We start from the raw sequence: 13,733 nt of genomic DNA, 5'->3' as shown, positions 1-13,733 counted from the left end.
GGCACCGCGCGCTCACGCGCCCAGCGGGGAGTCCGCCGGCCGGGCCCCCGTGAGCGCCCGGAACAACCAGCCGTCCTCCCGCGGCAGCACGCTGTTCCACACCTCCACCACCCGGTGGTCGACCACGCCGCGGTAGGTGTAGGTCTTCGGCGTCGACGGGTTGGTGCGCAGCAGCACCAGGTTCAGCGCGGCGGCCCAGAGCACGAGGCGCTCCAACGCCTCCACGGTCGAGCAGGACGGCGGCACCGCGCCCCTCAGCACGCCGCGGTGGTCGATCTCCCACAGCAGCCCCCGCTCGTGCAGGGCGCGGTCGAGGCCGGCGCCGTAGCGGTTCATAGCTTCCGCGACGGCTGTGTTGACCGTGCAGGTCATGGTGGACATGCGGCTACCGGCTCCCGTGCGGCTGGACGACGACGCCAGCATCATTCCAATCGCGACCCTTTCCCGATCGGGTGATCACGGTGCCCCACCGGCCCACGCCACCCGCAGTCCCCGGGCCGGTCGGGGACGCGTCACTCGTCCGCTGCCTGGTTTCACCGGTTCGAGGCATGGTCCGGCGTCCGTCCGAAGTCGACACCGGACCGAACACCGCCCCACGGCACCGTCATCGCGCCCGACCACGGGACGGGGTGCGAACCCCTCCGCGCTGCCGGTGCCCCCGGGACGGCCGGCCGGAGCGGACCGGGCCCGGCCGCGTCGCCTCAGAACCCCGGCAGCAGCCGGGCCAGCTCGTCGGGCGCCAGGACGGTCAGGACGCGGCTGTCCGGCACCCTGGCCACGAGGCCGCGCGCGAGGAACGCGTCCAGCACCGCCTTGCCCAGCACGCCGCCCAGGTGCGGCAGCCGGTGGGTGCGGTCCAGGCAGGCGGTCGCGAGTTTGCGGCGGCCCGGGGCGAACGCGGCCGGGTCCACGCCGAGTTCGGCGAGGGCGTCCCGGTCGGGCCCGAGCGCGACCTCGTCGCCGCTGCCGTCCGGCGGGCGCAGCGCGCCGCGCTCGACCAGGGTCGCGAACGCGGTGACGCCGAGCCGGCCCGCCGCGTGGTCGTAGCAGGTGTGCGCGGTGTCGGCGGGGGACGGCGGGCGGTCGGGCGGGCCGACCGCGTCCGCGCCCCGCGCGTAGTGGGCCAGCGCCGCCAGCACCTCGCCCAAGCCGGGCGTGGCCCGGTAGACCGAGTGCCGCCCGGCGCGCTCGGCGGTGACGAGTTCCTTCTCCCGCAACCGGGCCAGGTGGTTGCCCAGCCGGGACGCGGTCACGCCGATGGCGTCGGCCAGCTGGCTGGAGGTGTGCGGGCCCTCGGCGGCCAGCAGCTGCAACGCGGTCAGCCGCACGGGGTCGGCCAGCTCGGCGGCCAGCGCGGTGACCGCGGCGACCACCCGGTTCTCCGGATCGACCCATCCCGCCACACCGGCCACGCTACCACCCTTCAGGTGGACGTGAAGCATGACCGAACCCTACTGTCACCTTTCAGGATTCTATGAAAGGTGGTGGGCGGTGGGTGAGGTGGAGACCTGGCTGCGCCGGCTGATGTGGGCGCGCGGCGCGTCCGCGGCGGGCGACGGCCTGTGGTTCACGATCTGGGCGCTGTACTCCACCCGCGTCGCCGGCCTGCCGCCGGTCGCGGTCGGGATCGCGATGGCCGCGGCGGGCGGGGTGGGCCTGGTCGCGGCGGTGCCCCTGGGTTCGCTGGCCGACCGGTTCGACGCGCGCCGCGTGCTGGCCGCCACCACGACCCTGCGCGGCCTGGCCATGGCCTGCTACCCCTTCGCCCAGGGGACCTGGGCCTTCGTCCTGGTCACCGTGCTGTTCGCGGCCCCGGCCAACGGCGGCAACGCGGCCCGGACCGCGCTGCTCACCGGCCTGGTCGCCGACGACGGCGAGCGCGTCGCCGTCCTGGCCCGGCAACGCGTCGCCCAGCACGTCGGGTACGCGGCGGGCGCGGGCGTCGGCGCGCTCGTGCTCGCCCTGGACGACCCCGCCGCCTACCACGCGGCGATCGCCGCGAACGCGGTGAGCTTCGCCGTGCTCACGGTGGTCGCCCTGCGCGCCCCCGTGCCGAGGCGGCCGACCGGGCGGGCCGCCTCACCGCTGCGCGACCGCCCCTACCTCGCCGTGGTGGGCGCGACCGCCGTGCTGTCGCTGTGCTGGGCGATGCTGTCCACCGGGGTTCCGCTGTGGACGTCCCGGTCGCTGCCGCTGTCGCTGAGCGGGGTGCTGGTCGTGGTCAGCTCGGTCGGCGTCGCGCTGCTCCAGGTGCCCGCGACCCGCCTGGCGACCACCCCGTCCCGCGCGGCGCGCACCGCCGCGGTGTCCGGCGCGGCACTGGCGGCGGCGTGCGTGCTGCTCGCCTCGTCCGAGGTGGTCGGGCGGCCCACCGGGGTGGTGGTCGTCGTGCTCGCCGGCCTGCTGCACCTGGCCGGCGAGCTGGGGTACGTGGTGGCGAGCTGGCGGCTGTCGCTGGCGCTGATGCGCGAGGAGTCGCGCGGCGCCTACCAAGGCGTGTCCGAGGCCGCCACGGCGACCGTGCAGATGGTCGGCCCGGCGTTCTTCACGGTGGGGCTCACCGCGCTCGACGCGGGCTGCTGGCTGCTGGCCGCCGCCGTGTTCCTGGCCGCGGGGGCGGCCGTTCCCGCGCTGACCCGGCGGGCCGAGCGGAGCCGCGAGCCGAGCCCCGCCTGACAGCCGTCACGGCGCCGGGCGCGGGAACACCGGCGCCGGCGGTGCCGCGGTGCCACCCTCACCGAGCCGCGCCCGCAACCGGGCGCTCCCGTGCGGCGGGCTCGACCCGGAGCCCGCCCGACCCCAACAGCTCCGGCAGCCGGTCGGCGTACCGGGAGAGCCGGAAGAACCAGTCCGCTCGTGCACCGGCTCCGGCGGGACGCCGTGCCCGGGGCAGCACCCGTCCGGCCGGCTCCTCCTCGCGGTGGAACCGGTCGCAGCCCGCGCAGGGCGGCGAACCGCGCGGCGTTGGCGTCCACGAACTCCCGCGCGGTGGTGCCGGCGGCCCGTGCCGCGGTGACGTCTTCACCGCGTTGTCGTCGGCGCACCCCACCGCCCGAGGCGGTCAGGCCATCGCCGCGACCACCGGCGACGGGGTGCCGGCGGTCGCCTCGGCCACGTGGTCGCGCAGGGCCTCCGCGAACGCGGCCGCGGGCACCCAACCGTCCGCCTCGCGCGCCGCGCCGGGCAGTTCGACCACCACCAGCGGTTCCCCGGCGATCTCGACGCGGTCCCCCGCCGGGTAGGCGTGCAGCCGCGGCACGCCCGGCCACACCGGCACGTCCGCCTCCGCCCCGCCGACCAGGGTGACGCGCAGCGCCATGACCTGCTCGTCGCCCGCCGCGCGCGGGTCGACCCGGACCTGGTGCACCCGCACCGCCCGGTCCGCCACCAGCGCCGCGACGGCGCGGGCCAGGCCGGCGCTGACCGCGATCAGCCGGGCCCGCCGCTCGATCTCGCGCAACCGGTCGCTCCCGGCGACCTCGTGGGACCTACCGCGCTCGTCGCGGACCGCGACCGCGGTGGGCGCCGGCCCGGCGAACCACTCGCGCGCACCGGCCTCCACGTCCGTCCTGCTCGCCACGACGACCCCCTGTCCCAAGTGAGAGATGCTCACGAATACTAGGTTGGGGAGTGGATCGCCGCCGCGCCCAGGCCGGCCCGGCTTCCGCCCGCCGAACACGAGGAGCCCCGCCGTGGAGCTGACCCGGGTCGACGACCAGGTGCACCTGGTCACCGGCACCAACGTGAACTGGGCGCTGATCAGCGACGGCTCGGCGCTCACGCTCGTCGACGCCGGCTACCCCAACGACTCGGCCGCGCTGCTGGCGTCCATCGCCGCGATCGGCCACCGGCCCGAGGACGTGGTGGCGATCCTGCTCACCCACGCCCACCTCGACCACATGGGCGGCGTCCCCACCATGACCCGCCGGTTCGGCACCCCGGTCCTGACCGGCGCCGAGGAGGCCCGCCACGCCCGCCGCGAGTACCTGGAGCAGATCACGCCCGCCCGGATGCTGCGCCAGTGCACGCGGCCGGCCGGGCTGCGGTGGGTCGCCGCGACCGTGCGCGCGGTCGTGCCCCACCTCAAGATGTCGCTGGACGAGGTCACCGCGGTCGAGCCGCACGTGCCGCTGGACGTGCCGGGCGGCCTCGTCGCCGTGCCGACCCCGGGCCACACCCGCGGCCACACCGCCTACCTCATGCCGGCCGCCGGCGTGCTGTTCAGCGGCGACACCCTGGTCACCGGCCACCCGCTGTCCCGCCTGGGCACCGGCGCCCAGCGGCTCCCGTCGGTGTTCAACGAGTCCGAGGCCGGTGTCACCGCGGCCGTCGCAAGCCTGCGCGACCTGCCCGCCGACACCCTCGCCCCGGGGCACGGCGAGCTGGTCCGCGCGCCCCTCGCCACCCTCGTCGACCGGGCCCTGAACCGCTGACCCGCTTTCGGCACCTCTAATCCACCTGGATGGGTGGTTTATGCGCCGCATCTCCGCAATTCGGATGTCGGGCACCGGCACTCGGGGGTCGGGTGGACGACGATCGGCCCGTGACCGCAACTCCGATCTTCGACGAACTCGCCTCGCGCTACCTGTCCGAGGAAGACGCGACAGGGGGCCGGGCGCCGCGACCGCCGCGCACGCCCGACGAGGACGAACCGCAGTGGCCCGGCGTCGGCGTGCTGGAGCAGTGGTGGTCGCAGTGCGCGCGGACGGTCGGCTGATTCACCGCGTCGATCCGGGCGGCCCGGAATGCGCAACGCCGAGGCCCCGCCGTCCGGGGTGATTCATTCGAGGTGACCGGGAAAACCGGTGCTCGAAAGGCCGCGGTCGGTCGGGGCGCCCGGTTCACCCGTCCTGGGATTCGTGCGCCTCGCGGAACTCCTCGACGACGTGCGCGGGCAGGCGACCCCGGTCCGCCAGGTCGTGACCGTTGCGCCGGGCCCATTCCCGGATGGCCCTGGACGTGGCGCTCGGCCGCCTCGGTGCGCGCCGCGCCGCCGCCGTGACCCGCCCCGAGCGCTTGCCGACCTTGTCCGCGTGGGCGATGAACAGCGCCAACGCCTCGTGCAGGCGGCGCGCGTTCCCGGCGGAGAGGTCGATTTCATAAGAGACCCCGTCCAAACCGAACAAGACCGTCTCGACGTCGCCGGTCGAACTCCCGTCGAGGTCGTCAACCAACCGGACCAACACCTGTCGCGCCATTCGGCACCTCCCACCGCATCTTCTCGCGCTCAGGGTAGCCCGGTTGTGATCGCTGGATCGGCACAATTGAAAACGAAATCTGTTCATATCGCTTCGGTCTCGCGCATTCGCGGCGTGCTGTCCGGGGTGAATATCCGGATGGCCTGCTGTTTTTCACGGGAGGGAGGGCACCGCGCCCGGCGGACCGGTTCCGGTAACCCGCCGATCGGGCCGGCGCCGCACCGCCCTCGAAAGGCTGGGCCATTCGTGTCCCCGCGCCGACCGGGTCACCTGTTCGGGCGTGATCCGCGCACCGAACGGGTAAGTTCGCCCTGTCGTGGCGTCTTCGGAGGAGAGGGCGTGAGGTGGCGATGACGGCGGTGGGGTCCGGCCTGCGGACCGCGGTGGAGCCGATCGACGAGGGCCGGGCGGTCCTGCTGGCGATCGGCGGTGAGGTGGACCAGGCCGCGGTCGAGCGACTGGACTGGGCGTTCGCCGAGGGGCTCGGCACGGCCACGCGCGTGGGCGCGCCGCTGGTCGTGGCGGACCTGGGCGGGGTCGAGTACTTCGCCTCGGTGGGGATGACCGCCCTGCTGCACGCGCACGAGCGGGCCGCGCGGAGCGGGGTGGAGCTGGTGGTCGTGGCACCCGCCAGGCACCTGGTCACCAGCCTGCTGGTGATGACCGGCCTCGACTCGGTCGTCCGCCTGGTCCACTCGGTCGACGCCGCGCTGGCCGGGCGGGGCTGACGGCGGTGCTGACGGCGGGGGCGGCGCGACCAGGGCGCCGGCCCGGTCGCAGCGCCCCCGCACCCCGGTCCAGGGCCCGCCCGCCCGCCCACCTAGAAGCGGATCACGACCCGCCCGCGCAGTCCGCCCGCGTCCATCACCCGGTACGCCTCGGCAGCCTCCTCAGGCGGATATTCACCTGCCACGCGCAGCCGCAACCCGCCCGCCGACGCCAGGTCGCGCAACTCCTCCAACCAATCCGTGCGCTCCAGGACCTCGACGACCATCACCCGGTGGACGGTGATCCCGCGCTCGGTGCCCTCGGGCCGCCAGCCGCGCACCACGACCACGCCGCCGCCGTCCTTGAGCGCGCCGAACACCCGCTCGTGCAGCAACGCCGTGTCGTAGACCCCGTCCACGCCCCCGGGGAAGCGCTCGCGCACCACGTCGGCGAACCCGTCACCACGCGGAACCACGTGGTCCGCGCCGAACCCGCGGACCAGGGGCTCGTCCTCGGGCTTGGCATCGGCCACCACGACCAGGCCCGCCTCCTTGGCCAGCGGGATCACGTAGGAGGCCAGCAACCCGGCGCCGCCGGTCACCGCCAGCACGTCACCCGGCGACAGCCCGAGCACGTCCAGGCCGAGCACGGCGGTGAGCCCGTTCATCGGCAGCGTCGCCGCCTCCGCCGGTGAGGCGCCGTCCGGGACCGGCACCACCGATGCCTCCGGCACGACCAGCAGCTCCGCCTGCGCCCCGCCCTCGGGGCGGCGGGGCGAGACCGCGGCCATCACCTCGTCGCCGACCCGCAGCCGCCGGACCCCGGGCCCGACGCTCTCCACCGTCCCGGCCGCGTCCATGCCGGGCACCCACGGCGGCGGCAGGTCCGGCACGCCCATCTCCCGCAACCCGATGTCGGTCGGGTTGACCGCCGCGGCCCGCACCGCGATCCGCACCTCGCCCTCGCCCGGCTCCCGCACCTCGCGGTCGACGACGGCCAACACCTCCGGGCCGCCCCGCCCGGTGACGCCCACTGCCCGTGCCATCGGTGGCCTCCTCACGTCGCTCCTCCCTGCCTACCCGGTCTCGCCGGGCCGCGCGCGCTCAACCGCCGAGGAGACCGGGCCCACCGGACGGGCCCCTCCGGGGTCCGACGCGGCGGCCGGCGCGCCCCGGAGCCGGACCGGTCGCGGCCCGCGGGTTTGGCCGCCCCGGCTCGTGGCACCCCGTTCGGGAGTGCTGGTCCACGGCACCTCGTCCACCGGCCGGGGCGTGCGGACGCCGGCCTCCGAACACGGGCGCCGACCAACCCCGGTTCGCCCCCTGCCCGAATTCCGGCAGGCCGGGCGTTGTGGACGGGAACCGGGACCGAATCCACAGTGGAGGCAGGGAATGGCGTTGAGAACGGCGAAGCGGGAGGAACCCGGCCGGGTGCGGCGGCGCGGGCGGGTGCTCGGCCTGGTCAGCCTGGGACTGGGCGTGGCGCAGGTCGCGGCACCGCACGCGGTGCGCAGGCTGAGCGGGGTCGACGACTCCGCCACCACCCGGGCGGTGGTGCCCCTGGTGGGCGCCCGGGAACTCGTGCACGCCGCCGGGCTGCTCGCCGGCCGCCGCGTCGGGCCGTGGTCCTGGACGCGCGTCGCGGGCGACGCGATGGACCTCACCAGCCTGGTCGTGGCGCTGGGCAACCGCCGCGGGCAGCGTCGCGGCCGCCTCGTGGGCGTCACGGGCGTGGTCCTCGGCATCACGGCGCTCGACGTGCTCACCGCGGTCCAGGCCACCCGTGCGACAGGAAGAGGAGGAACCGTGGAGCTGACCGCCACGACGACCGTGAGGCGACCGGCGGAGGAGGTGTACTCGTTCTGGCGCGACCTGGAGAACCTGCCCTCGTTCATGGGGCACCTGGAGGAGGTGCGCGTCACCGGCGAGAAGACCAGCCGCTGGCGGGCGACCGCGCCGTTCGGGCGGACCGTCGAGTGGGACGCGGAGATCACCGACGAGGAACCCGGCGTGCGCATCGGGTGGACCTCGACCGGTGACGCGGACGTGCCCAACACCGGCAAGGTGTGGTTCGTGCCCGCGCCGGACGGCGAGAGCACCGAGGTGCACGTGATCATGGCCTACGAGATCCCCGGCGGGAAGATCGGCAAGGCCGTCGCCCGGTACTTCGGCGAGGAGCCGCACCAGCAGGTGGACGACGACCTGCGCCGGCTCAAGCAGGTCCTGGAGACCGGCGAGGTGGTCCGGTCCGACGGCGCGCCGTGGGGCAAGCGCGCCCGCGAGGAGTTCCCGCAGCGGCCCGCGCAGCCGCTGTCCCCCGAAGAGCTGGCGAAGGGAGCACAGGCGTGAAGGCCGTCACCTGGGCGGGGCGCAACAGCGTCGAGGTGCGCGAGGTGCCCGACCCGAGCATCCTCAACCGCCGCGACGCGATCATCCGCGTCACCTCCACCGCGATCTGCGGCTCCGACCTGCACCTGGTCGACGGCTACGTGCCGACCATGCAGGACGGCGACATCCTGGGCCACGAGTTCATGGGCGAGGTGGTCGAGGTCGGCCCCGGCGTCGACGCGGCCAAGCTGCGCGTGGGCGACCGCGTCGTGGTGCCGTTCCCCATCGCCTGCGGCGGGTGCGGCGCCTGCGCGGCCGAGCTGTACTCGTGCTGCGAGAACAGCAACCCGAACGCGGGCATCGCGGAGAAGATGTTCGGCCACCCGGTCGCGGGCATCTTCGGCTACTCCCACCTGACGGGCGGCTACGCCGGCGGGCAGGCCGAGTACGTGCGGGTGCCGTTCGCCGACGTCGGGCCGCTGAAGATCGAGTCCGACCTGACCGACGAGCAGGTGCTGTTCCTGACCGACATCCTGCCCACCGGCTACATGGGCGCGGAGATGTGCGACATCCAGCCCAGCGACGTGGTGGCCGTGTGGGGCGCGGGCCCGGTGGGGCAGTTCGCCGCCGACAGCGCCAAGGTGCTCGGCGCGGCGCAGGTCGTCGTCATCGACAAGGAGCCCTACCGGCTGCGGATGGCGGAGGAGGCCGGGCACACCACGATCAACTTCGACGAGGTGGACGTCCGCTCCCGGCTGCTGGAGCTGACCGGCGGGCGCGGCCCGGAGAAGTGCATCGACGCGGTGGGCCTGGAGGCCACCCACGGCAGCCCGCACATCGCCGCCTACGACCGGGTCAAGCAGGCCGTCCGGTCCGAGACGGAGCGCCCGCACGCGCTGCGCCAGGCGATCCTGTCCTGCCGCAGCGGCGGGATCGTGTCCGTCGTCGGCGTGTACGGCGGGATGCTGGACAAGTTCCCGGCCGGCGCGTGGATGAACCGGTCGCTGACGCTGCGCACCGGGCAGACCCACGCCCACCGCTACCTGCGGCCGCTGCTGGAGCGCGTCGAACGCGGTGAGTTCGACCCGACCCGGATCATCACCCACCGGATGCCGCTGACCGAGGCGCCGCGCGGGTACGAGATCTTCAAGCAGAAGCAGGACAACTGCGAGAAGGTCGTCCTCACGCCGTGACCCGCGTGCGTGGTGGCCGGTACCGGCCACCACGCACGCAGTCCTGTGTGGACGGTCCGATCACGTCCGCCCGTCCCGCCGCCGGTCGAGCCCGGCGAGCCGGACCACCGCGGCGAAGCCGTCCTCGGTGCCGGGCCAGTGCGCGCGCACCGCGCCGAGACCCGCGCGGCGCACGACGCCCCGCAGCACGACGACGACCACCACGGCGTCGTCGGCCTGGCCCAGGACCGGGATGAAGTCGGGGACCAGGTCGATCGGCAGCGCCAGGTAGGCCAGCAGCAGCACCAACCGGACGCGGACACCGCGCGGCAGGTCCCTGTCAGTGGCGAGCCCGCGCAGCAGGCGCACCACGTCGGGCAGCAACCGCAGCGCCTCGCGCAGCAGCCCGCCGCGCGGCCGCAGCACGGCCAGCGCCGCGATCAGCGCGAGCCAGGTCAGCAGCAGCCCGGCCGCGATCCCGAGCGCCAGGTCCCACCAGGACGAGCCGGTCACGATCGGGTTCCTCCGGTGCTCAGGGCGTCCTCCTCGGACTCGACCGTCCCCGCCGGCCGCGACCGGCCGACTGGATTCTCCACCACCCGGCACGAACCGGGGCACGGGCGGGCACCGTGGCCGACGACCCCGCCGCACGACGCCGCCGCACGACGCTGGCCACCGGTGCCGGCCGCGTCCGGACATCGGATGAGCGGCTGTTTCGGGGTCGTCCCCCCGGGTAGTCGGAGGCCAGTTGCACCAGCAGAGGAATGGGGAACGATGAGCGACACGACCACCGCGGACCGGCTGCGCACCGCCCTGTCGGACGTGGCCTACCCGGCGGCGAAGGAGCAGTTGGCCGACCACGCCTCCCGCAACAACGCCGACGAGGACACCGTGCACGCGGTGCGCTCCCTGCCGGAGGGCGTCTACGACTCCTTCGACCAGGTCGTCGAGTCCGTCGCGATCGACGAGCGGCGCGACTGACCCGGGGGCCCGGGAGGGCCTTTCACGCCCCGGCGAGCCCGGCCTCGTAGCCGGCGATCACCAGCTGCGCCCGGTCGCGGGCGGCCAGCTTCGCCATCAGGTGCCCGATGTGGGTCTTCACCGTGTGGCGGCTCAGGTGCAGGTGCTGCTCGATCTCGGTGTTCGACAGGCCCCGGGTGATGAGCGCGAGCACCTCCCGCTCCCGCGCGGTCACCCCGTCCAGCTCGCGGCGGGGTGACCGCGGCGCGCGGACGAAGTCCGCGATGAGCCTGCGCGTCACGCTGGGCGCGAGCAGCGCCTCGCCGGCGGCGACGGTCCGGACCGCGTCGAGCAGCCGGGCCGGCGGCACGTCCTTGAGCAGGAAGCCGGCCGCGCCCGCGCGCAGCGTCCCGTACACGGCCTCGTCCAGGTCGAACGTGGTCAGGACGAGCACCTTCGGCGCGCGGGGGAGCGCGGTCAGGTGCCGGGTGGCGGCGATCCCGTCCAGGTCGGGCATCCGCACGTCGAGCACGGCCACGTCGACCGGCACCCGCCTGGCCAGCGCGCACGCCTCCCGGCCGGTGCCCGCCTCGGCCACCACCTCCACCCCGGGCTCCGCGTCGAGCAGCGCCCGCACGGTGGCCCGGTACAGCGGCTCGTCGTCGGCCAGCAGCACCCGGATCGGACCCGTCACGGCGCACCGCCCAGCGGCAGGGTGGCGCGCACCTCGAACCCACCGCCCGGCGCGGCGCCCGCGTGCAGCGCGCCGCCGTGCAGGTCGACGCGCTCCCCCATGCCCAGCAGGCCGTGCCCCGGCGGGCCGGGCCGCGCCGTGCCCTCGTCGACCACGGAGATCACCAGCCGGTCGTCCTCGACGGCGGTGGTGAGCCGGCAGCGCGGCGGTCGGCTGTGGCGGCGCACGTTGGTCAGCGCCTCCTGCGCGATGCGGTAGGCCGAGACCCGCACCGAGGTGGGCAACCCGGACAGGTCGGCGTGCCGGGCGGTGACGGTCACCCCGGCCGAGCGCGCCTGCTCGACCAGCCGCTCCAGCCCGTGGTCGGCCGGCGGGGCGCGCAGCGCGCCGAGCACGGTCCGCACGTCGGCCAGCGCGGAGCGGCTGACCTGCTCGATCGTCCGCAGCGCCGCCTCCCGCTCGCCGGGCCGGTGCTCCGCCAGGTGGTTGGCGACCGCGGCCTTCATGGCGATCAGGCTGAGGTTGTGCCCGACCACGTCGTGGATGTCCCGGGCGATGCGCAGCCGCTCCTCGGCCAGCGCCCGCGCGGTCCGCGCCGCGGCCAGCTCGGCGGCCCGCCGCCGGCGGTCCCGGACCACCGCGGCCGCCGCCCAGGACCCGGCGATCACCACCGCGCTGTAGAGCAGGGCGGGCACCGGGGTGGTGTCGAACGACTCGGCCCCCTCGGGCCCCGGCACCAGCGGCAGGCCCGGCACGACCGCCACCGCGACGCCCGGCGCGGCCACCGCGACCAGCGCCCCCAGCGCGCCCACCGCCCCGGACCGGGCCGAGGCCAGCGCCGGCGGGTACAGCGCCCACGCCAGGGCCAGGGCCACGACCTCCTGCCCGAGACCGGTCACGACGGCCACCGCCCCGGCCAGGGCCACGCCGACCAGCACGGCGACCGGCCACCGCCCGCGCACCGCGAGCGGACCGCCGAGCGCCGCGGCCACCGCCCAGGCGAGCGCGTCCGGCTCCGGCGACCGGAGGACCACCCACAGCACGACCACGCCGGCGGCCACCACGTCGACCGCCCACCGCGCCCCGGGCCCGAGTGCCATGCCGCCACCGTAGCCGGGCCGCCGCGGGCGGAACTCGGACCGCGGTCCGATGTCCGGGGACCCCGGCCGGGTCAGGCTCCTCGGGTGCTCAGCGTGATCCTCTCCGCCGCGGTCCTCGCCACCGCCGCCCCCGTCGCACCACCCGCCGTCGACCCACCCGCCGCCGTCGACGCCACCGCCGTCACCGCCGTGGTGGAGGAGCACCGGGAGCGGACCGGCCTGCCGGGCGCCGCCGTCGCGGTGACCCGCGGCGACACCGTCGTGCAAGCCGCCGGGTACGGCCGCACCCCCGACGGCGAGCCGATCTCGGCGCACACCCCCATGGCGGTGGCGTCGGTCAGCAAGTCCTTCACCGCGCTGGCCGTGGTGCAGCTCGCGGAGCGCGGCCGGCTCCGGCTCGACGACCCGGTGCGCGCCCACCTGCCGGAGTTCGAGATGGCCGACCCGCGCGCCGCCGACATCACCGTGCGCCAGCTGCTCGACCAGACCTCGGGCCTCTCGGACACCACCCACCGCTCGTTCACCGGACCGGGGGTGCGCACCCTCCGGGAGGCCGTGGCGGCGATGCGCGGCTCCACCCTGGCCGCCGACCCCGGCACCCGCTGGGAGTACCACAACCCCAACTCCCAGCTGGCCGCGCGCCTGGTCGAGGTCGTCGCCGGCCTGCCGTTCGACGAGCAGCTGCGGCGCGGGGTCTTCGCGCCGCTCGGGATGCGCGACAGCCGCACCGTGAACACCGACCGCGACCTGCCGCCGACCGCCCGGGGCCACGTGCGGGTGCTCGGCGTGCCCGTCGCGGCGCCCGAGCCACCGGCCTTCGGCAACGGCTCCGGCGGCGTGCTCAGCACCGCCCACGACCTGGCCGCCTGGCTGATCGCCCAGAACAACGGGGGCCGGGGGCCCGGGGGCGCCTCGATCGCCACCCCGGAGTCCATCGCCGCGACGCACACCCCGTCCGGGGTGTCCGACTCCTACGCCCTGGGCTGGTCCGTCGGCGTCACGGACTCCGGCGCGCCCCTGGTCGAGCACGGTGGCGACCTGTTCACCTCGACCGCCTACCAGGCGCTGCTGCCGGGGTCCGGCCACGGCATCGCGGTCACGGCCAACGCGGCGGCGGGCGCGGCGCAGGAGCTTGGCGCGCGGCTCGTCGCGCTGGTGGAGGGCAGGCAGCCGCCGTCGTCGGGCGACCCCGGCCCGATCGTCGACGCGGTGCTGCTCGGGCTCGCCGCCGGGGCCGCGGGCCTGGCGGTCCGGGGTGTGCTGCGCGCGCGGCGCTGGGCCGCCCGCCGGCCCCGGTGGACCGCCGCCCGCCTGCTGCTCCTGCTGCTGCCGCTGGTGCTCGCGGTGACGCTGCACCGGGTCGTGGGCTTCCTCTACCGGGGCCGTGACGTGGCCTGGCTCCAGGTCGCCTACCTGTTCCCGGCGTTCGTGCTCGCCCTGCTGGTGACGGCGGCGGGCGGCGTCGCCGTGCTCACCGCCCGGGGTGCCGCGCTGGCCCGGGGAACCGGTGGCCGGCCGGTGGCGGGGTGAGGCCCAGCCGGGCCGACCTCAGCGGGGCCGAGCCCCGCCGGGCG

General features: G+C 75.8%; 16 protein-coding genes. 8 read left to right on the top strand and 8 right to left on the bottom strand.

What is annotated here, in order from left to right:
• Positions 1-12 precede the first annotated feature (12 nt).
• Complete coding sequence (locus Q5530_RS36495) at positions 13-381, bottom strand: hypothetical protein (RefSeq protein ID WP_380642815.1); 369 nt, start codon at positions 379-381, stop codon at positions 13-15.
• Between the two features lie 320 nt (positions 382-701).
• Positions 702-1,403 (bottom strand): ArsR/SmtB family transcription factor, encoded by a 702-nt coding sequence (locus Q5530_RS36490; protein WP_415367474.1) that lies wholly within the window; start codon positions 1,401-1,403, stop codon positions 702-704.
• 88 nt (positions 1,404-1,491) lie between these two features.
• Between Q5530_RS36490 and Q5530_RS36485 the strand changes: the two genes are divergently transcribed.
• The gene (locus tag Q5530_RS36485) at positions 1,492-2,676 is read left to right on the top strand and encodes an MFS transporter (RefSeq protein ID WP_415367473.1); all 1,185 of its coding nucleotides are present in this window, start codon (positions 1,492-1,494) and stop codon (positions 2,674-2,676) included.
• A 385-nt stretch (positions 2,677-3,061) separates the two neighbouring features.
• On the opposite strand, the gene Q5530_RS36480 is transcribed toward Q5530_RS36485, so the two are convergent.
• Positions 3,062-3,613 carry a hypothetical protein gene (locus Q5530_RS36480; protein ID WP_415367472.1) on the bottom strand — a complete coding sequence of 184 codons (552 nt, stop codon included), beginning with the start codon at positions 3,611-3,613 and terminating at the stop codon, positions 3,062-3,064.
• Positions 3,614-3,692: 79 nt separating this feature from the next.
• On the opposite strand from Q5530_RS36480, the gene Q5530_RS36475 reads away from it, so the two are divergent.
• Both Q5530_RS36475 and Q5530_RS36470 read left to right on the top strand, forming a co-directional pair.
• On the top strand, positions 3,693-4,433 hold the full coding sequence (locus Q5530_RS36475; protein WP_415367471.1) for an MBL fold metallo-hydrolase: 741 nt from the start codon (positions 3,693-3,695) through the stop codon (positions 4,431-4,433).
• A gap of 110 nt (positions 4,434-4,543) precedes the next feature.
• Positions 4,544-4,717: a hypothetical protein gene (locus Q5530_RS36470; RefSeq protein ID WP_415367470.1), complete on the top strand. Its 174-nt coding sequence runs from the start codon at positions 4,544-4,546 to the stop codon at positions 4,715-4,717.
• 124 nt (positions 4,718-4,841) lie between these two features.
• Here Q5530_RS36470 and Q5530_RS36465 read toward each other — a convergent pair whose 3' ends face one another.
• On the bottom strand, positions 4,842-5,198 hold the full coding sequence (locus Q5530_RS36465) for a histone-like nucleoid-structuring protein Lsr2 (protein WP_415367469.1): 357 nt from the start codon (positions 5,196-5,198) through the stop codon (positions 4,842-4,844).
• Positions 5,199-5,548: 350 nt separating this feature from the next.
• On the opposite strand from Q5530_RS36465, the gene Q5530_RS36460 reads away from it, so the two are divergent.
• Entirely contained in the window at positions 5,549-5,926 is a 378-nt protein-coding gene (locus tag Q5530_RS36460) for an STAS domain-containing protein (RefSeq protein ID WP_415367467.1), read from the top strand.
• Positions 5,927-6,018: 92 nt separating this feature from the next.
• Here the strand turns inward: Q5530_RS36460 and Q5530_RS36455 are convergent, their stop codons facing one another.
• The gene (locus tag Q5530_RS36455) at positions 6,019-6,951 is read right to left on the bottom strand and encodes a quinone oxidoreductase family protein (protein ID WP_415367466.1); all 933 of its coding nucleotides are present in this window, start codon (positions 6,949-6,951) and stop codon (positions 6,019-6,021) included.
• Between the two features lie 346 nt (positions 6,952-7,297).
• On the opposite strand from Q5530_RS36455, the gene Q5530_RS36450 reads away from it, so the two are divergent.
• Positions 7,298-8,254: an SRPBCC family protein gene (locus tag Q5530_RS36450; protein WP_415367464.1), complete on the top strand. Its 957-nt coding sequence runs from the start codon at positions 7,298-7,300 to the stop codon at positions 8,252-8,254.
• Positions 8,251-9,426 (top strand): zinc-dependent alcohol dehydrogenase, encoded by a 1,176-nt coding sequence (locus Q5530_RS36445; protein WP_415367463.1) that lies wholly within the window; start codon positions 8,251-8,253, stop codon positions 9,424-9,426. Before Q5530_RS36450 ends, Q5530_RS36445 begins: the two co-directional genes overlap by 4 nt.
• Positions 9,427-9,486: 60 nt before the next feature.
• Here the strand turns inward: Q5530_RS36445 and Q5530_RS36440 are convergent, their stop codons facing one another.
• Positions 9,487-9,918, bottom strand: coding sequence for a YkvA family protein (locus Q5530_RS36440; RefSeq protein WP_415367461.1), 432 nt, complete (start codon positions 9,916-9,918; stop codon positions 9,487-9,489).
• Positions 9,919-10,179: 261 nt separating this feature from the next.
• Here Q5530_RS36440 and Q5530_RS36435 point away from each other — a divergent pair, with 261 nt between their 5' ends.
• Entirely contained in the window at positions 10,180-10,386 is a 207-nt protein-coding gene (locus Q5530_RS36435; RefSeq protein WP_415367460.1) for a DUF2795 domain-containing protein, read from the top strand.
• Between the two features lie 22 nt (positions 10,387-10,408).
• Here Q5530_RS36435 and Q5530_RS36430 read toward each other — a convergent pair whose 3' ends face one another.
• Together Q5530_RS36430 and Q5530_RS36425 are read right to left on the bottom strand one after the other, a co-directional pair.
• Positions 10,409-11,059 carry a response regulator gene (locus Q5530_RS36430; RefSeq protein ID WP_380642789.1) on the bottom strand — a complete coding sequence of 217 codons (651 nt, stop codon included), beginning with the start codon at positions 11,057-11,059 and terminating at the stop codon, positions 10,409-10,411.
• Positions 11,056-12,159 carry a sensor histidine kinase gene (locus Q5530_RS36425; RefSeq protein WP_415367459.1) on the bottom strand — a complete coding sequence of 368 codons (1,104 nt, stop codon included), beginning with the start codon at positions 12,157-12,159 and terminating at the stop codon, positions 11,056-11,058. The genes Q5530_RS36430 and Q5530_RS36425 overlap by 4 nt, the downstream gene beginning before the upstream one ends.
• Before the next feature lie 84 nt (positions 12,160-12,243).
• On the opposite strand from Q5530_RS36425, the gene Q5530_RS36420 reads away from it, so the two are divergent.
• Complete coding sequence (locus Q5530_RS36420) at positions 12,244-13,689, top strand: serine hydrolase domain-containing protein (protein WP_415367457.1); 1,446 nt, start codon at positions 12,244-12,246, stop codon at positions 13,687-13,689.
• Positions 13,690-13,733 lie beyond the last annotated feature (44 nt).

The organism is Saccharothrix sp. BKS2 (assembly GCF_047689505.1).
Classification (GTDB): Bacteria; Actinomycetota; Actinomycetes; order Mycobacteriales; family Pseudonocardiaceae; genus Actinosynnema; species Actinosynnema lopnurensis.
This window is presented reverse-complemented; position numbering and strand designations above follow the sequence as displayed.